The organism is Sphingomonas sp. PP-F2F-A104-K0414, assembly GCF_004340945.1.
Lineage (GTDB): Bacteria > Pseudomonadota > Alphaproteobacteria > Sphingomonadales > Sphingomonadaceae > Sphingomonas.
This window is the reverse complement of sequence record NZ_SLYD01000002.1, coordinates 1-23,284: the sequence shown is the minus strand read 5'-3', so window position 1 is coordinate 23,284 and position 23,284 is coordinate 1. Positions and strand designations below refer to the sequence as shown.

Below are 23,284 nucleotides of genomic sequence, written 5' to 3'. Positions count from 1 at the left end.
AGATGCACGATTATGTCCGCCGTAATTCCCTCGCAAGTGCTGCTATCGACGAGGCGATGGTGAACGTTCTCTTCATCGAGGACGACCGGATGAACCGACGTGTCGTGAAGGACATGCTCGATGTCGCCGGCGTGACGATGGTAGAGGCGGAAAGCGCCGAACGGGGCCTGGAAATCATCGACGAGCAGGACTTCGCGATGATCTTGGTCGATCTGCGGATGCCCGGCATGGACGGCGTGACCGCGATCAAACACATTCGCGCGCGGGACGATGCCAAGGGCCGCGTGCCGATCATCGTCGTGACGGCAGATATCGCCCCCGATCTTCGCCAGCGCTGCCTCGTCGCCGGCGCGGATGACGTGATCTTCAAACCGGTGGCGATGGATTCGCTGTTCGACGCGATGGGCCGGATCTTGGCGCGCGATGCCGAAGGCGAAGGGATGATCGGCTAGCTAGCCTCGAGGCTTCAGCGCGTCCGTCATCGAGGTGGTCGCGCTGCCCCGTCGTGCCGGCTTTGGCTGCGACGGGTCGGGGGACCAGCCCGTCAGGAACACGATCTGGAACGTCTCGTGCGTCCGGCCGCGGTCGTCGGCGGCATCGCCGAATGCGGCCAGCGTCCGCCCGAAGATTTCACGCGACATCGGTTGGCGCTGTTTGAGCATGTTGCTTGCTGCCATCCCGCGCAGATCACCCAGTAATCGTCCGAGATCGCGGTAGCCGACATCGAGCGTCTCGACGTCCGCGACCGGCAGCGCAAAGCCCGCGCGCATCAGCAGGTCGCCGGCGGAGCGGACGTCGATCTGAGGATGTAAGCGTGCCGCCGGCCGGTCGGCCTCGGCGACGCGGAGTGCGGCGCGCAAGGCAGGCAGGCTGCCGGCGCCGACGAACGCGCCAAGGAAGAGACCGTCGGGGCGCAGTACGCGCCGGATCAGCGACAACGCGCCGGGCAGGTCGTCGACCTGGTCGAGGACGCCCGCGCTCACGACAAGGTCGAAGCTGGCATCGGCGAACGGCAGCCGGTCTTCATCGGCCTGCACGCCGTTTGCATTGGCGGCAAAGGCATAGCCTGGATCGCACCGCGCGATCCGCGCACCGATCGGCGCCGGAAACGCGGCATCGAAACAGCCGAGATCGAGGATATCGGCGAACGACCGCGTCACGGCCTCCAGCCGCTCCGCGATCCCGTCGAGCATCGTCGCGCGGAGAAAGTCGTGCTCGGCATAGTCGGGCGTAGCGCGATCGCGGCGGTGGCGCCGCGCGGCGCGGTCGAAGATTTCGGGGGCTTGATCGGACACGGGGCGCTTGTGCCGCGCACCGGCATCGCCGACAAGGGGTACGGCGCAAACAGCGGCCCCGGAAAAGGAGGCCTGCCTTTGCAACCGCGCTTGAACCAGCTTTTCAAACTGCCGAGCGCGCTACGCCATATCGTCGACGCCGCGTTGCCGCCGCGCTGCGCCGGGTGCGGCGACCCGGTCGCGCAGGATCATAGGTTCTGCGCGGTATGCTGGTCCAGCCTGCGCTTCATCGCACCGCCCTGGTGCGCCGGATGCAATCGTCCGTTCGCGTTTGATCGCGGCGCCGATGCGCGCTGTGGCGCCTGCCTGCGCGATCCGCCGCGCCATGCGGGCGTGCGCGCGGCTGTAGCCTATGGGCCGGTCGCCCGCAGTCTTGCGCTTCGCCTGAAATATGGCGGGCGGACGGCCTTTGCCGAAACGATGGCGTTGCGGATGCGATGGCTGATCCCGGCCGAGACCGACCTGCTCGTTCCAGTCCCGCTGCATCGTCGGCGGATCTGGTCGCGCGGCTTCAACCAGGCGGCATTGATCGCGCAAGCCCTGGCCAAACTGAGTGCCGTCCCAGAGGACCGCGACGTGCTCGTCCGGCCGCGTCGCACCGTCGTCTTACGCGGCTTGGGAGGGCGACAACGCGCTCGGGTCGTCGCGGGTGCGTTCGCGATCGAGGCGGCCGAACGCGTACGCGGCAAGACCGTCGTTCTGGTCGATGACGTCTACACCAGCGGCGCGACCGCAGACGCGTGCACCCGCGTTCTGCTGCGCGCAGGTGCCCGCTCCGTCACGATATTATGCTGGGCGCGTGTGCTGTCGGCGGACCGTGACGATTGACAAGAGCGGCATCGAACCACATTTCCGACGAATGGCTAAAGTTGAAATCTACATAAAGCAGTTCTGCCCCTATTGCTCGCGGGCGATGAAACTTCTCGCATCGAAGGGTGTCGAGCCCGAGACGTTCGACGTCACGATGGGCGGCCCGAAAAAGGCGGAAATGGTCGAGCGATCGGGCGGGCGCATGACGATGCCGCAGGTCTTTATCGATGGTAAGCACATCGGCGGGTCGGACGACCTGGCCGCGCTCGACGCAAAGGGTGGCCTCGACCCGCTGCTCGCCTGATGCCACGGATCGGCGTCCTCCAGATGACCAGCGGGATCGATCCCGCGGTCAACGCCGCTACGCTGGTCGATGCGATCCGCGCCGCGGGGGGACAGGGCGCCACCATGCTGTTCACGCCCGAAATGTCCGGGCTGATCGATCGTGACCGTGCGCGAGCCGGAGCCGCTATCGTTGCCGAAGATACCGACATCGTCCTGGCCGCAGTGCGCAGGGCGGCGGCAGAGATGGGCATCTGGGTGCATCTCGGGTCACTCGCGGTCCGGCGCCCAGACGGCAAGTTCGCCAATCGCGGCTTTCTGATCGATGCGGCGGGGGTGATCCGGGCGCGCTATGACAAGCTGCATCTGTTCGACGTCGACCTGCCGTCGGGCGAAAGCTGGCGCGAATCCGCCGCCTATGTTGGCGGCGACACCGCGGTGGTGGTCGATACGCCTGCGGGAAGGGTCGGTGCGTCGATCTGCTACGACCTTCGCTTTGCCGATCTGTATCGCGCGCTCAGCGATGTGGGCGCGACGATCCTCTCGGTCCCTGCTGCATTCACGCAACCGACCGGGGCTGCGCATTGGCACGTCCTGTTACGCGCCCGCGCGATCGAGGCCGGAGCCTATGTCGTCGCCGCCGCGCAGACCGGGACCCATGCCGATGGGCGCACAACCTATGGACATTCGCTGGTGATCGACCCCTGGGGTGAGGTGATCCTGGACATGGCAGAGGCTACGGGTCTCGCCGTCGTCGACCTCGATCCCGCGCAAGTTGACGCGGTCCGATCGCGTATTCCTGTGCTGCAACACCGCCGGCCGATACCCCCCGTCACGATCGTCCGATGATCGTGTTCGACCTCAAATGCGGCGGCGGCCACGTCTTCGAGGCGTGGTTCGGGTCGAGTAGCGCGTATGAAGATCAGCGCACCGCAAGCCAGGTCCGGTGCCCACTCTGCGACAGCGCCGACATCACCAAGGCGCTGATGGCACCCGCGATTGCAGCCAAGGGCAACAGGACGCCCGACTCGCCGACGCCGGATGCGGCCAAGGCGGTGATGAAACTGATCGCCGCCCGACAGGCCGAAGCGCTCAAATCCTCGCAATGGGTCGGCCCGGCATTTGCCGAACGCGCCCGTGCGATGCATCTGGGCGAGGAGAAACAGGCGACCATTCACGGTCAGGCCAGTCTCGCAGATGCCAAGGCGCTGGTCGACGATGGGATAGCGATCACGCCGCTGCCGCTACCGATCGCGCCGCCCGAAAAGCTCAACTAAGCGTCGGCCGCGGATCTTTGCGGGTAAGGCGGATGACGGGGATGATTGCGATCGTTCCGGTGTGCGAATGTTAGACGCGTCGAGCGCGCCGGATAAAGCTCAGAAGCCGGATAGTCAGATCGCGTTGATCGGCTGCGATCTGTTTTTGCGCGCGTTCGATGGCCGTCTGACCGGTCTGCGGCGATGCGCCAGCCTCACGGATCAGCGATTTCGTGTACCGATCGCGATCGGATGAGCACGCCGCCAACGCGCCGACTGCTATCGTGACGTCGCTCTTCGAACCGAGGCTCTCGACTTGCGCAAATGTCTGAAGGCAGCTTTCCCAGGCAGCCTTGGCCGATGGGGTACCATTTGACGGTGGAGGCGCGAGAGCGAGCGCCAGCATGAGCGAGACCAGTATCATCGGAGCCGTTTGCCTGATTAAGGCGATTGCGCAAAGGCTTACGAACGAACGATTGCAAACCTTGGCCGATCCAGCATGGCGATTTTGCCAGCGGCCGTGACGACGGTCGCCGCGAACGCCATGCTGGGATGGAGCCGAACGCGCCTGACGCTGACAGGCCACGCGACAATGAGCGGCGACATAGGGTATTTTATAATGCGTTAACCTTCGCGGCGGTATGCAAACCGCGCCGCGGGGCGTGTAGCGTATCTGCCCCGCGGTGAGACTTCGCCATTGCATGCACCCCAGAATGCGCTGCATTGACAATCCTTTACTCGATCCGCCATCGCCGCGTTCCGAACGCAGGCCTTGGCATCGCCGGTCGGGTTGGGGGACGTGGAGAGAGTTATGTCTGTCGAAGTGACGGGTGCGCTGGTTGGCTGGAAGAGGGTTCCCTCGAGCAACGGCATCATGCTGACGATTCAGGTTGCCGGGACGGCCGCAGATTATGCAGCGGGGCGCCTCACGCGAGTCTCGGTCGCGCTGAACGATCGTCAATTACGGTCGCTGACACGCGATCTGGGGCGTGCGTCGACATCGCGCGGACTCGATCTACGCGCACCGCGTCGCTGGTGGCAGTTCGGTAGAGCGAAATCCAGCTAGGTTCAGGCTGACAGGGTAATGCTTCGATGGCGGGGCTAGACGACCAAAGTGCAAAGTGGCAACCGTAGTGACCGCCCGATTGACGCCTTCCCTATTCCCCAACGCACGTACCGCACCATCAGTCTGCTGGCGCGTCTGGGACGAAATGTACGATTAGTGGCGTCGTCCGCCTTGATGGCGCGCCGAGGGACACCTCGTCATGAACAGTCTAGTCTCGCACACGCTGCCCAATCGTGGCGGTCAAAAGTCGCAGGGCCGGCCATGTCGAGGTCGAGGCCCCAACATCCTGACGATGGCGGGGCGCGAAGCGGAGCAGCCTGGAACGACGGCGGCTCGCGCGCGATGATGCCTTTCCACGCCGCTGCCTACGATGTAGCGTTTGGCTGAATACGATCGATTGGTAAGTCCGATGGCGAAAGCTGCAGCACGCAAGACACTGTCCACGGTGGGAGCCTATGATCCTCCGGCCAATGACCGGCTTTATCAGCGTATTGCACGGCAGCTGGTCGAGCAGTTGACGATGGGAACCTATGCCATTGGCGACAGGCTGCCCGCGGAGCGAGAGCTGGCGATCGATTACGGCGCAAGCCGCCCGGCGGTACGTGAAGCCCTGATCGCATTGGAAGTACAGGGCCTGATAGAAGTGCGCGTCGGCTCCGGGGCGTATGTCTGCCGGTTGCCGGGGCAGGGGGAAGAGCCCGGTTTCGCGATCACCGCCTTCGAACTGACCGAGGCGCGGATCATGTTCGAGGGCGAGGCGGCGGCACTGGCGGCCGTCCAGATCAGTGACGCGGAGGTGCGCGTGCTCGACGGTCTGGTCGATGCGATGACAACCGAAAACCTGCTTGCCGAAGTGACAGAAATTGCCGACCGCGACTTCCACATGGCGATCGCAAAGGCGACCCGGAACGCCGGTGTCGTCCGGACGATCGAGGATCTGTGGCATCTTCGATCGACGTCTCCCGAATGCGCGCTGCTCCACGCCAAGGCGCGCAATGCGAAGGTCCGGCCGGTGGTGGCCGAACATGCTGCGATCGTCGATGCCTTGCGCGCCCGCGACGCAGTCGGCGCAAGGGCGGCGATGCGCGCGCACCTGACGTCGGTGATGGACCATCTGCTGTTCCAGACCGAGGAAATGGCGATGGAGCAGGCACGGCTCGCACTTGCCGAGACCCGCCAACGCTATGGCGGCATTGCGCCATCGTAATGCCCCCGCAAGCTGGCCGTAAGAAGTTGTCAGACCAATTCCGTAGCTGCTATCAACTACCACGGGGATGCGTCGCGCTCGCCATGATCTTAGCACGGGGATAGCTGCCAAATGACGATGACCCAGACCATGCGCTGGTTTGGCCCGAGTGATCCTGTGCCTCTTCATGCCATCCGCCAAGCCGGCGCGACCGGGATCGTCACGGCGCTGCATCAGGTCGCGAATGGCGAGATGTGGACCATGGATGCCATCGCCACGCGCCGCCGCATCATCGAGGATGCCGGGCTGGCGTGGAAAGTGGTCGAGAGCCTGCCCGTTGCGGAAGCGTTGAAGACTCGTTCCTGTGACTGGGACCGTTTGATCGAAGCCTATATCGCCAGTCTGCGAAACCTTGCCGGGCAGGGCATCGAGGTCGTGACCTATAATTTCATGCCGTTGCTCGATTGGACACGGACCGACCTGAGCTGGGAACTGCCGGACGGCGCGCGTGCCCTGCGGTTCGAACTCCATGCGCTGGCCACCTACGACATCCACATCCTGCGTCGTCCCGGCGCCGAGGCGGATTATGCCCCCGATGTCGTCGCGATCGCCGGCGAGCGTTTCGCGGCGATGGACGACGCGGCACGCGCAACGCTCGAACGGACGATCATCGCTGGCCTGCCGGGGAGCGAAGAGAGCTTCAGCTCGGCGCAGTTGCTCGAACAGATCGAAACCTATGCCGAGGTCGATGCAGCGCGGCTGCGTGCCAATCACGTCGCGTTCCTGGAGGCCGTTTGCCCGGTCGCCGAGGCGGAGGGGATCCGGCTCGTGGTGCATCCCGACGACCCGCCATTCCCGATCTTCGGCCTGCCCCGGGTGGTCAGCACCGAGGCTGACGTGAGCGCATTGTTGGCGGCGGTGCCCTCCGTCGCGAACGGCCTGTGTTTTTGCAGCGGCTCGTTCGGCGTGCGCGCAGACAATGATTTGCCGGGCATGGTGCGGCGGCTCGGTGACAGCATCGGCTTCGTCCATCTGCGATCGGTGCAGCGCGAACCCGATGGTGCCTTCCACGAGGCGGCACATCTCGAGGGTGATGCGAACATGCCGGCCATCATCACCGAACTGATCGCGTTGGAGGCGCGCACGGGGCGATCGCTGCCAATGCGACCGGATCACGGTCACCAGATGGCAGACGATCTCAACCGGCGCACCAATCCGGGCTATTCCCTGATCGGACGACTGCGCGGCCTGGCGGAGTTGCGCGGACTGGAAGCGGGTCTCGCCTATGAGGCCACCGCCCGGCCTTGAGCGCTGGGAAAGGCCTGTCGAATGCAGCGGGTCGTCGACGATCTACGGCTGGTGCCCCCGGCGAGATTTGAACACGCGGCCTACGGTTTAGGAAACCCCGCAAGTGCTTCGTGAAAATGGCCCAAAATGCGAGGACTTCGGCGGGTTACAGCCTAGTCGTCGGTCCCCGACCGTCGCTTCTGTGCCCCTTTTTGTGCCACCCCCGTTCGCGCCGCCTGTGCCTGTTCGGGCGTAAGATAGTCGAGGTAGACCTCCGTCGTGGTGATCGTTGTATGCCCGAGGATCCGCTGGAGATCATAGATCCCGCCTTTGCCAGTCCGGAGGTAGTCGACGGCGAAGAGATGGCGCAGATCGTGGAAACGAAAACGGCGGTAGGGCACATCCGTCTTTGCCGCCCGAGCTGCTGCACGCTCGGTGTAGTCGCCGAAGTTCGATGATACGTTGCGGTAGCGCGATGCGATCGGCTTGCCCTCCGCGTCCTCGTCCATATGCCAGAACACGAACTGGCATTTTAGGAACCGCGGCTGGCGACTGATAAGCTCAACGGCGACCGGCGAGAGCGGGATCGAGCGGAGCTTGCGGCGCTTGCCAATGAACGTAATCGTCTGCGCCTTGATGTCGACCGAGCTGTGCTCGAGGCCGGCAATTTCTTCTTGGCGCATGCCGGTTTCGCGTGCGAGCAGCATCATGTCACCGAAGCGCGTCGCTTCGCGGCCGATCGTATAGGCAACATCGTCGTCGGTCGGCAGCAGGATGGGATCCCGACGCTCGGGCACGCGCTTGCGATTGAACGCTTGCGCGGCGTTCTCTTCTACCCAGCCTTCATCGACGCAATGGGCAAGGACGCTGGCTATCGCGGTCAGATCGCGCCGGATCGTCGCGTTGGTAACGCCGTGGCGCTGGCGACCCTTTACCAGATCGCGCAGTACGGCACCGTCTATCTCCTGGACGGATTTGTTATCTAACCATGTGCGGATCTGCCCGAGGCTGGAGATATAGCGGGTGCAGGTCGACGCGGATATCGATCGCGCAATGTGCTCGTTCCATGAAACGACCGCATCCTGCCAGCTCACGGGGCCAGTGGCGCCGAACAGCGCCTGATCTTCGATCGACTGGCGGAGCGCCTTCAGCCGTTTTTCTGCGACCGATTTAGAACGCGTTCGTAGGCTGTGCCGGTATTCGATCCCCCGGACCTTGAAACGCGCCCAGTAGATTTCGCTGCGAGTGTAGAGGTTGGACATGCTGTTGCTCGGTTAACGCGGGTCGACCAGCGCCGGAGATCCGCGACAACGAACATCCAGCGGCCGGACGGCTTAGATGCGCCGGGAATCGCTCCGCGTGACGCTAGATCCTGAATGGTCCTGTAGGAAAGCCCGGTGATGGATCGCGCGTCGGCGATCCCGCACCGGATCGGGTCTTGGTTCACCGCCGCCCCCCGGAAAGGCTGGCGAACAGCGCGATCATGACGATCGGGGCACCGATGATTGCGACTATGATCGCGAGCGTCGCTTTGCATTTCCGCCAGCGTGGCGGGGTGGTCTGGATGGTCATGCTGCTACTCCGAACAGAAAAGGTTGACCGGCGCGCGACGCGGCCCGCGCGATTGGGGAAGGGCGGGGGGCCGGCGCGACGGGCGGGATCGGGCTGATCGCGGCGGGACGCGCCGGCATACGAAGCTCGCGGTTACAGTCGGCGATTAGGCGTGCGCTCGGCTGCGCGGTTTCCCACCAGATCAGCGTGTCGATCGCGTCCGCGAACCCGACGAAATCGTAATCGTTCGGCAGCTCGATCGCCTCGGCGCGGGGGTGGCGTGCGGCGATCGTCAGCGCAGCGATGCGCTCATATAGCCATGCGCCGCCTAGATCGGGGTCCTGCGTCCAGTGAGCCTCAGGGTGCCCCTCGGCGATCGCCCACCATGTGCAAGCGATCGTACCCATAACGCGGATGCCATCGGCCGCGGCGCGGGCGGTCATGCGCCCGGCATGGACCACCTCGGGATATCCGACGATCCGCTGCACATGCAGTCGCGTGGCGACGCAGGCGAGCAGCTCGTAATCGTGCTGCCAGCGAGGGGCGGTCACGAAAGGTACCACGCGAAGGCGGCGATCCAAGGAGTTGCCGTTGCGAGAACGATCACCCTGACGCGCGCGAGGTGAGACAAGCGCTCGTTTTTCTGCGCGATCATCAGATCATCCCCAGCGCTTGGAGGTAGACCTCGAGGATCGCTTCCTCTTCCTGAAACTCCTCCTTTTTCTTCAGCCGGATCGCCATGATCTTTCGGAGCGCTTTGGGATCGAACCCGCGACCCTTTGCCTCGGCCATGACGTCTTTCAGATCGTCCTGCGCACCCTTGATCTCCTCAACGATCCGTTCGGAGCGCTCGACCAGCAGGCGCAGCTCTTCTGCCGTGCCCTCGCCGTTCGTCTTGATCGGATCGGGGACGACCCGCGCCTTCTTGCCGCCCTTGGCGGGCGCGTTGGGCACGAACGCGGTCGGCATGTGGCGGACCATCCCGCCGGCATCGCGCACGGTGCGCATCGTCATCATGTTCATCGGATCAACTCCGCTACGAGGGGGGAAAGGATGCGGACGGCCTCGATCGGGCCGATCAGGATGGCACCGGTGCCGAGGCCGCTGACGATCATGACGAAGGTCTGGAAACCCTCGTCGTCGGCCGGGCGCGGGCAGCGGTCGCAGCCGCACGTCATGGGGTGGATCGGGAGGCTCGCCATTATGCTGCCCGCCGATTGGCGTTGGTCAGGCACCGATCGCACGCATCGGGTGCGACGAAGCGGCAGGTGCCGCCAGCGGCTGTGCAGGGGTCGTATGCCGAGCACCCGCAGCCCGAGCAGATAGACGGCAGGCTGTTGGCGGGATCAGTGACGAGCTGGAAGTAGACGTCGGGATCGAGCGGAAAGACGGACGTCAGCCGCTCGATGTGATCACGATGCCTGGCAGTGCAGCCATCGGTTTCGAGGATCCGCAGGAACGCGACCACCATGGGGCGGAAGCCGGCGCGGGGCATCAGGCGCTCGGCGACCTGCTCGAGCGTCAGGCCGGACGCCTTGCGGCGTAGACGGAGGTAGTTGGCCGGTGTCATGATGCGGGCGGCAAGGGACTTCCCTGTGCGGCGCGCGGGTATGGAGACGTGCAACATCATGCGATCCTTCAGTTCGCGGGGGATTGGGCGTGGTCGGGGTTGCGGAAGACCCAGCAGTTCACCGACTTGTCGGCGACCGAGTTGACCGTCTTCACGGCCTCGAATTTGCGGGCTTTCGACGACTTCAGCAGGCGCTTCAGCTCGTTGGCGTCACACGGCATGCGCTGGTTGAGTTCGCCGCAGCGCTGCTCGAAATGGACCAAGCTGACGGCGATCTTGTCCGGCGTGCGGCTGTGGTTGATCGGCTTGTCGGGCGAGGGGCCTTCGAGGCTGCGAAAGTGATCGAACCGTTCCCAGAACCACTCGACGTGCGGATGGTCGGTCTCGACGGCCTTCTGCCGCTGCTCGAGCATGTTCACGATCATGCGGTGCGCTTCGCCGACGTCGGCCGGTTCGATGTTCACGACCAGCAGCATGGCGTCGAGCATGGCGGCGAGCTGCGCGTGGTTCTTCGCCAGACGCCCGTTGCGAATGCCAGGGTGCGCGAGCATCGCCGCTTCGTGGTGGGCAAAGGCGGCGCGATACCGCTCAAGGATATCCTTCTCGCGGCGAGCGATATGGACGGGAAAGCCGCTGATATCGTCCATCGGCATCGCTGACAGGCGCTCGGCCGCGACCTTGCCGGCTGCGCTGAAGTGCGACTTGTCGAAATGGATGCCGAGGATACGCTCGGTGATGGCTGGCGAGCCCTCGACGACGTCGTTCTGGGCGATGACAATCGCACCGCGGAACGGCGGTTCGAAGGTTTCCATGCCGGCGTTGGCGATGGCGCGAGTGCGGACGGCGCGACCGTTGTAAGCCGTCTTCAGCTCGTCCCATTCGAACCGCTTGGCGTGCGGGTTGTCCTTTCCGCGATCGGCCTCGATCAGGACGACCGGGAGGTTGCCGACCTGCCCCATGCTGCGCGCGATGCCCGCGCCGGTGGCCTTCGTCGGGTCGAACCCCTCGTAATTGGCGCGCCCGTACAGCTTCCACAGGAATTCGAGCAGGGTGGACTTGCCGGTGCCCGGCAAGCCGGTCGCCTCGAGGAACGCCAGCGAGTCCTGCATGTTGCGGATCTGCTCGGCGAACAGCGACAGGACCCAGAAGGCGAGGACCACGATGCCCTTGCCGCGGTACGCCATGACCAGATCGCGCACCCATGCCAGATCGAGCTTGTCGGCGTCGTAGGAGATCCGCAGCAGCCGATCCGTCGTGCGCAGCTTCACCGACCGCTTGCCGAGAACGAAATAGTCGTCCTCGTTGGGATTGAAGACGCGACCATTGTGAACGGCGATGTCGCCGAAGATCCACGCGCTATGGTCGACCGAGTATCCGGTGTGCTGGATCGCCTCGACGGTCCGGATATTGCCCCACTGCATTTGCATGAGGCGCGCGATCTGGGGCTGCGTGCCGGTCCACAGTGCGCCCGGCGCGACGGATGCGAGCCGCTTGGTGAACTCGCCGCTGGTCGTGACGGCCGAACCCGAGAACGTCGCCTTCACGGTCGCGCGGTCGGAGGGGAAATCGACGCGGAGGAAGTATGCGCCTTCCTCGAGCGCGGGGTCCTTCTGGAAATACAGGGTACGGAACACGCAGTTGGCGAGTTCGGTGATGTCGATGGCTTCGGCTGCTGCCTGATCCCACCGGTCCTGGGGGGGCATATCCTTGAAGGCGGCGAACTCGGGGTCGTCACTCTCCATCCATTGCTGCTGCACCTGATTGATGCGCTCGACCGAGAAGACGGCCCAAAGCTGACGCCCACCAAAAACGAGCGGGAAGGACGCGTAGCGATTGCGCTTGTAGATCAGCAGCGCCTTTTCAGACGCGTCCGTCGCGATCGTGACGGCACCGTTGTAGAGGTACTCGGCGAGATGTTCCTCGGTCAGCTCGTCGGCGAGCGCGAGATCGTTCCAGTCGCGCTTTTCGCCTTCGCCATCGGGGCGGACCTGCGCGGCCCCGGCTTCCCAGCCATCCTCGCGCGCCCGCTTGACGAATTTGCGAGTGAAGCCGACGCCAGCTTTGCCGACATCGAAGGCGAATATGATCTTGGGCGGTGCCTTGCCGAGGTCGGCCGCGGCGCGGCGCAGGGCGTCGAGCGCGTTCTCCGGGTAGTTGTTGCAGCTCATGAGGCTGACCGCCGGCTGACCGCCGGTTTGAATCATCGCGATCGAGTCGAAGATGCCCTCGACGCACCAGATCGTGTCGGCCGCGGCGAGCTGCTCGATCGGCAGCATCGACCACCATTCGCCCTTGTAGGATCCGCCGAACGCGAAGTTCGCCTTCTTGTCACCGAACCGTCCCGGCTGGTCGATCAGGCGCTCCCAGTAGGTGCCACCGGGCAGCGGGAACCGGACGGTCGCCGATCCGATGCCGAGCTTGCGATCATGATACGCGTCCTGCGTGTAGAGGCCGCGCAGGCCGAGCAGATCGAAACCGCGGGCGTGGGATAGGTAGGCGTCAGCCGCGGCGTTCGGGGCCTCAGGCGTCTTGACGTGGCGCTTCGACCAGTCGTCGAAAATCTCGGGGTAGAGCGACTTTACAGCGAACGTCTCGCCGCATTTATCGGCGCGTCCGCAGCGCAGGATCCACGGCTTTTCGGCGTTGGACCACAGTACGTCCTTCTTGCCGCAACCGCCATGCTCGGACGGGCATCGACCGCCGCGCAGGTAGGTGCCCTTCACCTGCAGACCGAAGTCGGCCTTCAGTCGGAGCAGCAGGTCTTTGTGCAGATCTGAACGCATGGGAGGGGGCAATTCTTTCGGACAAGCGGAGGGCGTTCCCGGCGACAGGGTCGCGCCGGGTGGATCGAGGCAGTGCGGGGTCGGTCGCGGCGGGTGCCGCGGGGGATCAGCTAGGGACGGGGGTGGTCGCTGCCGGCAACGTCACGACGTCGTCGTTGGCGGGTGTACGGGTGTCGTCATTCGCCGGCAGTGGTCGCGTCCGGCAGACGTTCGGGTTCGAGAAAGGGAGGCGGATCTCCGGGTTCGGGCGAGCGCTCGGCACGATCGTGCGAATGACCTGCAGCTCGGCGACGAAGACGTGACCGCACTCGTCATTCTCGCAGCGATAGCGAATGTGACGAACCGTCGTGGTCAATGCCGCGCTGTTACGGATGCCAGCCGGACCGTCGCAATGCGGGCAGGAAAGGCCGGGAATTCTGTGCTTGGTAGGCTTCGAGATAGTCATTGGGTCCCCCCGATTTTCGCTGCTTTCGACCCCGCGCCGAACGTTACGAAACTCGCGAGCCTACGCCGGATCGCGGCTATCGCGCTCTCAGCGTGCTCGACCTCTGCGACAGCGCGGTAGATGTCGCGCACCGAGGCATTGGAATTGGTAACGGCCAGCCCGGCCGCGATGGCTTCACCCGATTCACGAGCGAAGGTGGCGATATCGTTTGCCAGTTCCCGTTGGCACGCGGTTGCTTCGGTGATGATAACGTCAAGTTGATGCGCGAATGCATCCAGGAACGGGGAGCCGTCCCCGCCTGCGAGCCGATATGCGACATCGAACTTGAGGGCCTGTTCAATCGTCGGCCGCTTGGTCGTGGTTTCTTCCGACCAGTTGCGTACGCACCGATCCGACCGTTTCACGATCTTCCGGCATGTCGCGAAGGTTAGCACCCCAGCGACGCGCGTCATGGCGTCAGCGAACGTGTGGGGTGTGCGGATATTGGTCATGCGCGCGCAATCCGGTGCGAAACCGCCGGCCGATCGCACGCGATCTCAACCGCCTGTTCCGGTACTGCATAGGTGGTCGGCTCAGCCGGATAGATATCAGGACGCAGAAGATGCTTGGACACCCCCGTCTCACGCTCGACAACGAGGCAAAGCTCTGCGGGAAGGCGCTTGCCGCTCTGGATCCACTTCCACACGGCGGTCTGCGATACGCCACATACGCGAGCTAGTGCGGATTGTGACCCTGCGCGGGTCACGGCAGCTTGAAGCGCTTCGAACGGGGTTGCTTGCGTGTGCATACAACCACCTACAACCACAGATGTTTGTAGGTCAACATCTAGCCTTCAGTTTTAAAAATAAACTTTGGTTGTAGGTCTACGCAATGATTTCGATGGAACGCCTCGCATTGCGCATGCGCGAAAAGGGTATCAGCCAAGCGGAGCTGGCACGTCGGGTAGGTATCTCGCAGCAGGCTATCGGGAAGCTGGTAAACGGAAGCTCGCGAAGCTCACCAAATATAGGCCGGATCGCTGAAGAGCTTGGTACGACACCAGCCTACTTGGCAGGACAGGTTGAGGATCCGGACGAGGGCGCAATGCTACTTCCGACCGAAGACGTGATCGCCGATATTTTAGACCTTGTTACGATCGACGAGATCGATTTGGCGTTCGGGCTTGGCGAGACCTACACAGACCAGGTATCGGTTGAGACCACACAGCGACGGTTTCCTCGGGCATGGCTTGCCACCCTTACCGATGCACCGCCGGCTCATCTATTTTTCGCGCGCGGGCGCGGCGACTCGATGATGCCCACGATGCTGGATGGCGACATCGTCCTGATCGATAAAACGCAGAATCGGTTTCGTGAGCAGGACGTCCTTTGGGCAGTTCTCATGGGTGACGCTGCGATGATAAAACGCCTCAGAATGCGCCCATCTGGCCGCATCGCGCTCCTTTCGGACAACCCCATGGTGCCGCCTGACGAAGTCGCCCCAGACGAGATTAGAATAGTTGGGCGAGTAATCTTCATCGGGCGTAGGATGTAAATTTGCCGACCATTGCAGGGGGTTAAGGGGTTTATGGTAGATTACGACGCGCCCACCGATTGGAAAGTGGTCAGGCGGTCATGCGCGAACTACTTGGGCTGTTTGTTTGTCGTTGGCATACTATCCGTGATCGTAATCGTCGGGCTGGTAATGCTCTGATATTGGCTAAATTAAGCTGCGCTTTCGAGCGTGATCGCGGTTGTGAACCCGCGGTCTGCGAATAGCTCGTGCGATACATCTGACACGAGCCATTTCACTGCATCGACCTCGGCCTTGAAACCGGCAACCGTCACCGGTCGGTCGGGGTAGATCTCCAAACGGCCGAGGGCGAGCCCGAGGTCCAGTGTGCGCGGCTCGCGCGCGGCGCGGCCCTGCTCGGCAGTCGCGGCGCGGCGGGCGGCATCCTCGGACGAGTAGGTGCGCGCGAGCTGCTTGGTCTCGCCGGTGCCGGTGCCGACCGTGACGGTCCTCTTCTTCGCGCCCTTACGGTCGTGCCAGTCGGCCGAGACGCTGCCAGCCTCGTCGCGTTTCTTGATCCTGAAGCTGTGCCGGTCGCCGTCGCCGCGGCGGATCGTGATACCCGGGATCGCCGCGCCGGTCGCGGTCGTGGCCGCGCCAGTGGGCGCGAGTATCAGCGCGCCTCCCTTTACCGTCGCGACGGCGTCATTCTCTCGCCCGAGCCGGCGCAGGAGCGCAATATCGCTTTCCCGGGTCTGCGCCATCGCCTTGACTGCAATCGACGCCAGTGCGGGCGCGCAGCGGGGCGTCAGCTTGTTACGACCGGCGATCTCCTTGACGATCGCACCGAGCGTCGTGTCGTGCCAGCTCTTCTCGCGCCGGGTGGCAATGGCGCTGGTGAAGTCAGCCGCTCGAGCGCGAATCGTGATCTGGTCGGGCGGGCCGCTATGCTCGATCTCGTCGACGGTGAATTTGCCCTTGTCGACCAGACCGACCGTCACGTCGGCACCGGCAGACCAGCCAAGCTGTACCGTCAGCGTTGCGCCGGCACGTGGCACCGCGAGCTTGCCGTCGGAATCGTCGACGGTGATCTCGAGCTGGTCGGCATCGCCACCCCGTTTCTCGCTTAGGCGCAGCGAGATCAGGCGCGGACGGATACGATCGGTGAGGTCGGTGCCGTCGAGTGTGACCTTGAAGTCGGGGACGTTGTTGACCGCGGTCACGCCGCACCAGTCGCGCTATCGGCGATCTCGAGCAGGTCGACGGTGAAGTCGATCTTGCGCGGCGTGCCGTCCGCGAAAATCTCCTTCATGCCCTCGTTGATGCCGGTGATGACGAAGGCACCGTACACCCGCCCGGTGCCATCGATCAGCGACCACGCTTCGCCCTTCGCCGCCATATCCCGCAGATCGTCGAGCGATGCGCGTCCTGCCATCAGCTCGGCAAAGGCGGTGCCCGACAGGCTGATCGTATCGTTCTCGCGGCCGACGAACTGTGTCGCGTCGATCGCGCCGATCCGGCCGCTGCGCGCGTGGCGCCAAGCACTTTTGCGCTGCATCTCCTGATAGGCCAGCGTCGGCAGCGAGAAGACGAACATGCCAAGGGCCATCATGTTCACTGGTCGGCTCCATCAGGTGTGTCGGAGAAGGACGATCGCGACATGGCACGCTGGCGGCTTTGATAGCGCTCGAGGGCGCGCTCGACCGCTGCGGCGAGCGCCTGCTCGCTTTGCCCCGGCGCGCCGTAGACGTTGATCGTGATCGGCGCTGGCGGGGGGGCCGCGCGACCATAGGCTGCGGATCCGGCGGGCGTGGTAGCAGTCGCGGGGGTCAGCGCGGGCAGCGCGGAGCCGATCGCAAGCGCGGCGGTGAGACGTCGCGACAGACGATCGACCCGGCGTACCGGTGCATCTTCGTCAGTCATCATACCGGGCGGGCGTAGCGAGGCGGCGGACATGGCACCGGTAAGGTTGCGCGACAGACGGTCGATTCGACGAATGGGGTCCCCAGATCCTCGCTCAATTCCGTTGCTCAGCCCCTGCATCATGAACCCACCGAAGCCGGTGAACACGCGCGATGGCGAATTGATATCGAGTTTTCGTTTGAACCAGTTCGCGGCCGACGACGCGGCTCCGACGACCGTCGCTTTCAGCGCCCCCAGCATACCGACGATCCCGCCGATCAATCCGGCGATCATATTCCGCCCGAACTCGCCGAAACGCGCGGGCAGAGCGCTAAACCAGCCGAGGACGCCGGTGACGACGCCGACGATCCCCTGCCATAACGAGCTGAACCACGCGGTGATCGGACCCCAGTTCGCGTAGATCAGGTATACCGCCGCTGCGAGCAGCGCGATCACCGCGACGATCGCGAGGACGGTGCCAAGGATCGGCAGCAGCCCGATCGATGCGGTTCCGCCCGCCACGCCCATGGCGATTAGCCCAGCGTTCAGAATGGCGATCGGTCCCATGATTGCCGCGATGACGATCGCCGCACCGCCGAGGACGATGAAAAGCAAGGCGAGTACCGCCGCGCTGATCGCGATAGCCTTGGCCAGCGCAGGATGACGTTCGGTCCATCGCGCTAGGCCGCTAGCAAGAACGGAGGCGCGCTGCGTGATCGCATTGACCGCCGGCAGCAGCATGGAGCCCAGCGACACCGAAAGCACCTGCGCGTTGATCTTGAGCTGCTTGGTCTGCTCGGCCGAGTCCTTCATGCGCTCGGCGAAGTCGGTGTCGGTCGTGCCCTTCGCGCCGGCCGCGGTCGCGCGGATCCGGCGATATTCCTCCAAGTTCTGGATCAGCGGACGGAGACCCTGCTGCACCTGGGCGTCCTCGAAGAGGAAGCCGATCTTGCCAACGTCGCCGCCCGTCGCCTTCTTCGTCAACTCGGCAATCGCCTCGAGCGGTGTCTTGCCCTCGGCATACGCCTTCTTCAGCGCATTTGGCAGATCGATACCGAACTTGGAAAAGGCTTTGATCGTGGCCGGCGACGCGATTTTCTGGATGATGTTGGCGACGTTCGAGGCCGCGGTCGACGAATCGCCCGCACCCTTGCGCGCGATCTGCAGCGCCGCAGCAAGATCGGCGACCGCGCCGGTACCGGTCTGGCCGAGCGCCTGATAGCCGGCGGTCAGCGCCGGGAACGCACCCGCCATATCCTTGATCTCGAACGCACCGCTTTTGCCCGCCTGCGCCATGATGTCGATCACGCGGCCGGTCTGCTCGATCGGCACCTTCAGATTGTCGTTGGCGGCAAACGCCGCGGCGGACAGATCGGCGATCTCGGCCTTGTACGCGGTCGCCGCGCGCCCGATCGGCTTCATCATCGCGACCGCCTTGGTCGGATCGAGGCCGAACCCCGCCAGTGTGTCGACGCCCTTTTGAAGTTCGTCCGGCATCTGGTTCGCGGCGCGCGCAGCCGCCAGCAGGTTGCGCCCCATGCGGTCGGCACGGTCGCGGCCGAGATCCGCCTTCTGGGCGATGTCGGTCATGACCGACTGATATGCCTGCGCGTCCTCGACCGCACCGAGGATCGGTCGTGCCAGCGTTCGACCTGTGGCAATGCCCGCCGCGCCGCCCGCGGCGATCCCGGTCGCCATGTTCTGCGTCCGCGCGAACCCCGCGCGCGCCCTCGCAAAGCGAGTCTGGCGCTCGTCAAGGCGGTCGAACTCAGCGCGCTGCCGGCCCATCGTCGCGGTCGTTGCGGCGATGTTGTCGCGCAGGCGCTGCTCGTGCGCGCCGAGGTTCTGCACATCGACACCGGCCGACGTCAGCGCCCCCCGCATCTTTACGAGCTGGGCGCTGTGTTCCTCGCTCGCGCCAACGAGCTTGCGCTCCTTTGCCTCGGCCGCGGCGAGCGCGTTCGTCATGCGCTTGGTCGGCGTCTCGGTCCGCGCGATCTCGTCGCGCAAGCCCCGGATATGGCGGCGGGCATCGTCGATCTGCGCGAACATCTCGCCGCCTTTGACCTGCCCGAGCTTGAACTCGCCAATGGCACGCGCCTGCGCGCTCAGATCCTTCAGCCCCTGTCGCGTGATCTTCAGGGCCGCTGCCGCCTTCGCGGATCCGCCGACGATATCGCGCAAGGGCTTGGTGACCTTGTCGCTCGCCTCGAGCAGCATGCGGATCCGGAGGTTGCGGTCCATGGCGTCAGCTTTCCGGGTTGTGCCGCTCGGCCGCGCGCGCGCGCCAGCGCATCAGGTCGGCGATCATCATTTCGTCCATGGCGGCGGGGGGCCAATGGAAAACGATCGCGAGATCCGCCATCGCGTCGTCGATCAGTCCTGGGAGCCCTGTTCCTTCGCTGCTTTCGGCAACAAAAAATCCTGAATTTCCATGCCGAACTGCGTCAGGTCGGCGGGATCGAGATTGTTGATCTCGGTGTCGGTCAGGGGCGGCATGGTGATGCGCGGCAGCAGCTTGGCGGTCGCAGCCACATTCATCTGCACCAGATCGGCGATGTTGAGGCCGCGCAGCTCGCCCGAGCGAGGCCGGCGGACTTGCACCTTGTCGATCGTCTGATCGCCGCGGGTGAAGGGGAAGTCGAGATTGACGGTGGCGAGTTCGGGGCGGGTGTCGGTCATGGGAAATTCCGTGGATTAAGCGGGGAGGATCATGAAGCCCGGCGCTGGCGCCGGGGCTTCCTCACAGGATGATGTCGCGCATGTCCGCGAGACGATCGACGCCACCGACGATGTGGATCATGTTGAGGACGTCGATCTCGATCAGCACCTCGCCGTTCCACTCGAGGCGGTAGTAGACGAGCGCCATCTTGACCTTGAACTCGCCGCCCTCGCCGACCTTCTGCTCGCCCATGTCGATCTCTTCGTGACGACCGCGCACGGTCACCTCGACGGCGTCGGACGTGCCCGCCGAATCGTTCTGGTACTGACCGGCAAAGCGCAGGAAGATCCCGCCGATCGCTGCGGCGGTGGTCTGCAGCAGTACGTCGCGCAGCGGCCCGCCGGCGGTGAATTCCAGCTCCATTGCGTCTGCGCCCATGTCGAGCTTGACGGTGCCGTCCATGCCCCCGCCGCGATACTCCTCGAGCTTGCGGGTCAGCTTGGGCAGCGTGACCAAGGGGACCTCGGCCAGATAGCTACGGCCTTCGTTGAACAGGTTCATGTTCTTCAGTTTGCGGGGTAGTGCCATGGTCGGCTCCTAAGTTCGGATCTGGGAAGCGGGGGCGATCAGGCGACGGTGAAGTCGGCGAGATACGTGTCGGTGATCCGCTGGGTGAGAAGCAGGTTTTCGAGCGGCGGGACCGGCGTGAAATTATAGTCGATCGACAGCCTGCCCTGGGCGAGGCTGGACGCCGGGTTCTTGTCCGCGACGAACCACGCCTTGCCGCCAATGAGCTGCCCGGCGGTGACCATGCCGGCGATCGAGATGTTGATGGTCTCGACGATGTCTTTGGCGAGGCTCGGTCGCAGCGGCTTGTCGATCGCCCACATCATGCCCGCGCCGATCGTGTCGAGCAGGACCTGCGCGGTGCGCGTGGCGGTCTCGAAGCTGAAGGGCGACGTCGGATCGATACAGCTGCGGTTGCCCCAGAAGCGGAAGCCACCGCCGGCACGGACCAGCGCGGTGACCTGCTTGTCATTCAGGCGCGCGGCGTCGCTGTTCGCATCCTGAACGTCGAACTGGATGTCCTTGGTGAGACCGACGACGCCCTCGACCGTCACGTTGGACAGCGACTTGTGGAAGCCCTGCTCCTGATCGATGCGGGCACGAAGGCCGAGCGCGCGGGCGACGGCATAGCTGGTCGCGTTGGCGGCGACCCGCGTGTCGAAAGCAATGAAGTCGGGATGGATGAGCATCAGCTCGCGTGCGCCGAAGTTGGCCCGGTATGCGACCACCGCGGTGATGTCCGCGCCGATCGCCGCGGCGTAAACGAACCCGCGCAGCTTCTGCGCGATGACGACCAGCGCCGTGGTGACCGCCTGCGTGTCGAGACCTGGCGCGCCAAGGATCCGCGGTTTCATGCCGAGCTGCGATTCAGCCGACAGAAGCGCCTGCATGCCGGTCTTCACACCGTTGACGGTGGTGCCGATGACGTTCGCGCTGGTCGTCGCTGCGTCCGCGCCAGCCGAGACGCGGACGACGACGACCGGCGCCTTCGCCTGATCGGCAATGGCGCGGAGCGTCGATGCCAGCGTGCCGGTCGTGCCGGCGACGCCGATCGCCGCCTCGAGGTCAACGACGAGGACGGGACGGTTGAGCGGGAAGGCCGCGTCGAGCGCTTCCGTTGCCGCACCGGCGGGCGCGGTCGCGGTCGCAACCAGACCGATAACCGCGGTTGCGGTCAGGACGAGCGAACGCGCGCCCTCGGTCTGTTCGGTGATGGTGATGCCGTGCATGGTGGCTCCTTCAGGCGTAAACGGTGATGCTGCTGCTCGGCAGCGGGACGGTGAGACGGGCGTGGGCGTTCGGACCGGTGACGTCGGTGCGCTGGCAGTCGAGCACCGCGGCGAAGGCGGCGGGGCCGGTCTGCTGAATCGCGACGGCTGACAGTTTGACGCGCGGTTCCCAGCGCTGGATCGCCAATGCGGTTGCCGCCATCAGACGCATGCGGCCGAGCGCGTTCATCGGCTGGTCGACCAGCTCGGGAAGCAGCGACCCGTAATCGCGCCGGGCGACGCGCGTGCCGATCGGCGTCGAAAGGATGTCGCCGATCGACTGGCGGATGTGCGCGACGCCATCGAGCAGCTTGCCGGTTGCAGCGCTCATGCCGTTCACTGCGGCGTTCCCGAAACACCGCCGCCCGTCTGGACGCCGATGTGCTTGTGGCTCTTGAGGCTCTTGCCACCGCCGACCACGTCATCGCTCGCGGTGGCCTTGCCGGTGATGTCGACGTTGCCGGTGATCGAGACGGGACCGGTGATCTGGACAGGCCCGGTGATCGTCACGCCGCCCGGCGCGTCGACCTGCATCTTTCCGCCTGGGGGGAGCTGCGCAACGAGCAGGTGCGCCGTCGCGTCATAGGACAGAATCGCGCCGTCGCCGAACCGGATCAGATCGATGTCGTCGCTCGACGGGGCAGGCATGGCGTCGGAAAACAGGCCGAGGATCGCGACGCCGCCATCGGTGTCGCCCTCGGGGCAGATCAGCAGGCATTGTTCGCCGACCGTTGGCGGCGACCAGATGCGGGTGTTACCGGCGCGCTGGACGATCCAGCAAACATCGCCGGTCACGATCTCGCCCACGCGCACGCGGCACGTTGCATCGGCAAGATCGACGGACTCGATCGTGCCGATGCGGACGATGTTGCCGATGATACGGCGGGGATCGGTGAGCGCGGTCATGACGCGGGACATTGGCGCGGCGATCCGGCCTGCGCGCGGTCGTGCGGGTGTGGAATGCGATCCCACACCCGAAGGGTCATTCCGCCGCGGTCGGCTCCGGATCGGCCTCGGGGACATTGGCGATAACCCCCAGGCCGATCTTTACCGCCACGCCCCGGCCGACCTCATCGACGCGAGCAGCAGTCGCGACCGGATCATACGCGCCGGACTTGTCGTGGCAGGCGTTCACGCTGCGGTCGTGGACGACGTCGCCGCTGGCGAAGGTGGCGGTGACGGTGCGGGAAGCGGCATCATACTCGCCGATCGTGATCTTCATGGGTGATCCTTTCTATAGGGTACGGGAATGGCTCAGCCGTGCTGGACGTCGATCCACGCGCGCCCGTCACGCACCGCCCAGACTTTGCCGAGGCGCTTGCGATACTGGGCGAAGGTGATCTTGGCGGACGGGATGGCGACGGCGGTGATCGCGCCGCTTTCCTCGGTCGCGACGACGTAATCGCCGACGGCGAACGGGCTGCTGACCGTCACCGGCACCTGCCCGCAAAACGCGATCCGATCGACGTTCGCGCGTGCCGCCTCGAGGGCGTCCTCAAACGCCGCCAGATCCGCGACATAGGCGTCATACGCGACCGCGAAGTCGTGTGCGGTTTCGTCGGTCGGCTCGGTAGGGCGTTCGCCGAGGTGCGCGCCATAGTTATCGTTGCCGACGAACCCCGGCTGGTCCGACTTTACGACGAAGCTTAGCGCCTGCGACCAGCTCGTCACCAATTCGCCGTTCGCGTCAACGCCGCAGGCGTCGCCCGCCGCGATCGGGCCGCAACCCTCCGCCTTCTGCATATACTCGGCATAGTCAGCGCCGCTGGCGTTGATCGTGCCGGCCGCGTTGATCGACCGCCCGGTGCTGCTGTTCTTCGAGACGTAGAACGCCGATGGGGCTGCGCTCTGCCCTTGTGCCGT

At 64.8% G+C, this 23,284-nt stretch carries 31 protein-coding genes and 1 pseudogene; 9 read left to right on the top strand and 23 right to left on the bottom strand.

All coding sequences use genetic code 11. From position 1 onward, the window contains the following. Positions 1-59: 59 nt before the first annotated feature. Positions 60-452, top strand: coding sequence for a response regulator (locus C8J46_RS04295; RefSeq protein ID WP_132735457.1), 393 nt, complete (start codon positions 60-62; stop codon positions 450-452). Here C8J46_RS04295 and C8J46_RS04290 read toward each other — a convergent pair whose 3' ends face one another. After that, positions 453-1,295: a class I SAM-dependent methyltransferase gene (locus C8J46_RS04290; protein WP_132735454.1), complete on the bottom strand. Its 843-nt coding sequence runs from the start codon at positions 1,293-1,295 to the stop codon at positions 453-455. It lies immediately after the preceding gene. A gap of 90 nt (positions 1,296-1,385) precedes the next feature. Between C8J46_RS04290 and C8J46_RS04285 the strand changes: the two genes are divergently transcribed. The 4 genes from C8J46_RS04285 to C8J46_RS04270 are packed head-to-tail and all read left to right on the top strand — an operon-like array spanning position 1,386 to position 3,664. Then, positions 1,386-2,123 carry a ComF family protein gene (locus tag C8J46_RS04285; RefSeq protein WP_207894107.1) on the top strand — a complete coding sequence of 246 codons (738 nt, stop codon included), beginning with the start codon at positions 1,386-1,388 and terminating at the stop codon, positions 2,121-2,123. 31 nt (positions 2,124-2,154) lie between these two features. Continuing rightward, positions 2,155-2,409 (top strand): glutaredoxin 3, encoded by a 255-nt coding sequence (gene grxC / locus C8J46_RS04280; RefSeq protein WP_132735451.1) that lies wholly within the window; start codon positions 2,155-2,157, stop codon positions 2,407-2,409. Further along, a complete protein-coding gene (locus C8J46_RS04275; RefSeq protein ID WP_132735448.1) occupies positions 2,409-3,236 on the top strand; it encodes a carbon-nitrogen hydrolase family protein in 828 nt (275 codons plus the stop codon). Before grxC ends, C8J46_RS04275 begins: the two co-directional genes overlap by 1 nt. Next, positions 3,233-3,664, top strand: coding sequence for a DUF1178 family protein (locus C8J46_RS04270; RefSeq protein WP_132735445.1), 432 nt, complete (start codon positions 3,233-3,235; stop codon positions 3,662-3,664). Before C8J46_RS04275 ends, C8J46_RS04270 begins: the two co-directional genes overlap by 4 nt. 70 nt (positions 3,665-3,734) lie before the next feature. Here C8J46_RS04270 and C8J46_RS20710 read toward each other — a convergent pair whose 3' ends face one another. Continuing rightward, positions 3,735-4,049 carry a hypothetical protein gene (locus C8J46_RS20710; RefSeq protein WP_165886451.1) on the bottom strand — a complete coding sequence of 105 codons (315 nt, stop codon included), beginning with the start codon at positions 4,047-4,049 and terminating at the stop codon, positions 3,735-3,737. 405 nt (positions 4,050-4,454) lie between these two features. On the opposite strand from C8J46_RS20710, the gene C8J46_RS04260 reads away from it, so the two are divergent. From C8J46_RS04260 to uxuA, 3 genes are all read left to right on the top strand, one after another. Continuing rightward, entirely contained in the window at positions 4,455-4,709 is a 255-nt protein-coding gene (locus C8J46_RS04260; protein ID WP_132735439.1) for a hypothetical protein, read from the top strand. A gap of 409 nt (positions 4,710-5,118) precedes the next feature. Then, positions 5,119-5,916 carry a FadR/GntR family transcriptional regulator gene (locus C8J46_RS04255; RefSeq protein WP_132735436.1) on the top strand — a complete coding sequence of 266 codons (798 nt, stop codon included), beginning with the start codon at positions 5,119-5,121 and terminating at the stop codon, positions 5,914-5,916. 117 nt (positions 5,917-6,033) lie between these two features. Continuing rightward, complete coding sequence (gene uxuA, locus C8J46_RS04250; RefSeq protein WP_243643215.1) at positions 6,034-7,203, top strand: mannonate dehydratase; 1,170 nt, start codon at positions 6,034-6,036, stop codon at positions 7,201-7,203. Positions 7,204-7,355: 152 nt separating this feature from the next. Here uxuA and C8J46_RS04245 read toward each other — a convergent pair whose 3' ends face one another. The 10 genes from C8J46_RS04245 to C8J46_RS04200 form a co-directional block, all read right to left on the bottom strand. Further along, positions 7,356-8,444: a tyrosine-type recombinase/integrase gene (locus C8J46_RS04245; protein ID WP_132735431.1), complete on the bottom strand. Its 1,089-nt coding sequence runs from the start codon at positions 8,442-8,444 to the stop codon at positions 7,356-7,358. 181 nt (positions 8,445-8,625) lie between these two features. After that, a complete protein-coding gene (locus C8J46_RS21385; RefSeq protein WP_279388889.1) occupies positions 8,626-8,754 on the bottom strand; it encodes a hypothetical protein in 129 nt (42 codons plus the stop codon). Continuing rightward, positions 8,751-9,284, bottom strand: a complete 534-nt coding sequence (locus C8J46_RS04235) for a hypothetical protein (protein ID WP_132735427.1) — start codon at positions 9,282-9,284, stop codon at positions 8,751-8,753. Before C8J46_RS04235 ends, C8J46_RS21385 begins: the two co-directional genes overlap by 4 nt. 103 nt (positions 9,285-9,387) lie before the next feature. Further along, on the bottom strand, positions 9,388-9,633 hold the full coding sequence (locus tag C8J46_RS04230; RefSeq protein ID WP_243643255.1) for a DUF2312 domain-containing protein: 246 nt from the start codon (positions 9,631-9,633) through the stop codon (positions 9,388-9,390). A gap of 119 nt (positions 9,634-9,752) precedes the next feature. Then, positions 9,753-9,935, bottom strand: coding sequence for a hypothetical protein (locus tag C8J46_RS04225; protein WP_132735425.1), 183 nt, complete (start codon positions 9,933-9,935; stop codon positions 9,753-9,755). Next, positions 9,935-10,303 carry a helix-turn-helix domain-containing protein gene (locus tag C8J46_RS04220; RefSeq protein ID WP_165886449.1) on the bottom strand — a complete coding sequence of 123 codons (369 nt, stop codon included), beginning with the start codon at positions 10,301-10,303 and terminating at the stop codon, positions 9,935-9,937. Before C8J46_RS04220 ends, C8J46_RS04225 begins: the two co-directional genes overlap by 1 nt. 68 nt (positions 10,304-10,371) lie before the next feature. After that, the gene (locus C8J46_RS04215) at positions 10,372-13,086 is read right to left on the bottom strand and encodes a toprim domain-containing protein (RefSeq protein WP_132735422.1); all 2,715 of its coding nucleotides are present in this window, start codon (positions 13,084-13,086) and stop codon (positions 10,372-10,374) included. A gap of 106 nt (positions 13,087-13,192) precedes the next feature. Next, positions 13,193-13,531 (bottom strand): ogr/Delta-like zinc finger family protein, encoded by a 339-nt coding sequence (locus tag C8J46_RS04210; RefSeq protein ID WP_132735421.1) that lies wholly within the window; start codon positions 13,529-13,531, stop codon positions 13,193-13,195. Then, entirely contained in the window at positions 13,528-14,022 is a 495-nt protein-coding gene (locus tag C8J46_RS04205) for a hypothetical protein (protein WP_132735420.1), read from the bottom strand. Before C8J46_RS04205 ends, C8J46_RS04210 begins: the two co-directional genes overlap by 4 nt. Beyond that, positions 14,019-14,318, bottom strand: a complete 300-nt coding sequence (locus tag C8J46_RS04200; RefSeq protein WP_132735419.1) for a YdaS family helix-turn-helix protein — start codon at positions 14,316-14,318, stop codon at positions 14,019-14,021. Before C8J46_RS04200 ends, C8J46_RS04205 begins: the two co-directional genes overlap by 4 nt. Before the next feature lie 83 nt (positions 14,319-14,401). Between C8J46_RS04200 and C8J46_RS04195 the strand changes: the two genes are divergently transcribed. Continuing rightward, positions 14,402-15,064: a S24 family peptidase gene (locus C8J46_RS04195; protein ID WP_132735417.1), complete on the top strand. Its 663-nt coding sequence runs from the start codon at positions 14,402-14,404 to the stop codon at positions 15,062-15,064. A gap of 170 nt (positions 15,065-15,234) precedes the next feature. Here the strand turns inward: C8J46_RS04195 and C8J46_RS04190 are convergent, their stop codons facing one another. The 11 genes and pseudogenes from C8J46_RS04190 to C8J46_RS20705 form a co-directional block, all read right to left on the bottom strand. Next, on the bottom strand, positions 15,235-16,245 hold the full coding sequence (locus tag C8J46_RS04190; RefSeq protein WP_132735415.1) for a contractile injection system protein, VgrG/Pvc8 family: 1,011 nt from the start codon (positions 16,243-16,245) through the stop codon (positions 15,235-15,237). After that, positions 16,242-16,634: a phage tail protein gene (locus C8J46_RS04185; protein WP_243643254.1), complete on the bottom strand. Its 393-nt coding sequence runs from the start codon at positions 16,632-16,634 to the stop codon at positions 16,242-16,244. The genes C8J46_RS04190 and C8J46_RS04185 overlap by 4 nt, the downstream gene beginning before the upstream one ends. Before the next feature lie 2 nt (positions 16,635-16,636). Further along, positions 16,637-19,168, bottom strand: coding sequence for a phage tail tape measure protein (locus C8J46_RS04180; protein ID WP_132735413.1), 2,532 nt, complete (start codon positions 19,166-19,168; stop codon positions 16,637-16,639). A gap of 4 nt (positions 19,169-19,172) precedes the next feature. Continuing rightward, positions 19,173-19,289: a GpE family phage tail protein gene (locus tag C8J46_RS04175; RefSeq protein ID WP_132735411.1), complete on the bottom strand. Its 117-nt coding sequence runs from the start codon at positions 19,287-19,289 to the stop codon at positions 19,173-19,175. Between the two features lie 11 nt (positions 19,290-19,300). Continuing rightward, positions 19,301-19,606, bottom strand: a complete 306-nt coding sequence (locus C8J46_RS04170) for a phage tail assembly protein (RefSeq protein ID WP_132735409.1) — start codon at positions 19,604-19,606, stop codon at positions 19,301-19,303. Between the two features lie 61 nt (positions 19,607-19,667). Further along, the gene (locus C8J46_RS04165) at positions 19,668-20,174 is read right to left on the bottom strand and encodes a phage major tail tube protein (protein WP_132735407.1); all 507 of its coding nucleotides are present in this window, start codon (positions 20,172-20,174) and stop codon (positions 19,668-19,670) included. Between the two features lie 38 nt (positions 20,175-20,212). Then, positions 20,213-21,382 carry a phage tail sheath subtilisin-like domain-containing protein gene (locus tag C8J46_RS04160; RefSeq protein ID WP_132735405.1) on the bottom strand — a complete coding sequence of 390 codons (1,170 nt, stop codon included), beginning with the start codon at positions 21,380-21,382 and terminating at the stop codon, positions 20,213-20,215. A gap of 10 nt (positions 21,383-21,392) precedes the next feature. After that, complete coding sequence (locus tag C8J46_RS04155) at positions 21,393-21,752, bottom strand: GPW/gp25 family protein (protein ID WP_347812371.1); 360 nt, start codon at positions 21,750-21,752, stop codon at positions 21,393-21,395. 5 nt (positions 21,753-21,757) lie between these two features. Then, positions 21,758-22,327 carry a phage baseplate assembly protein V gene (locus tag C8J46_RS04150; protein ID WP_132736800.1) on the bottom strand — a complete coding sequence of 190 codons (570 nt, stop codon included), beginning with the start codon at positions 22,325-22,327 and terminating at the stop codon, positions 21,758-21,760. 76 nt (positions 22,328-22,403) lie between these two features. Then, complete coding sequence (locus C8J46_RS04145; RefSeq protein ID WP_132735401.1) at positions 22,404-22,643, bottom strand: hypothetical protein; 240 nt, start codon at positions 22,641-22,643, stop codon at positions 22,404-22,406. 32 nt (positions 22,644-22,675) lie between these two features. Beyond that, positions 22,676-23,284: pseudogene (locus C8J46_RS20705) on the bottom strand (hypothetical protein); the annotation flags it as partial.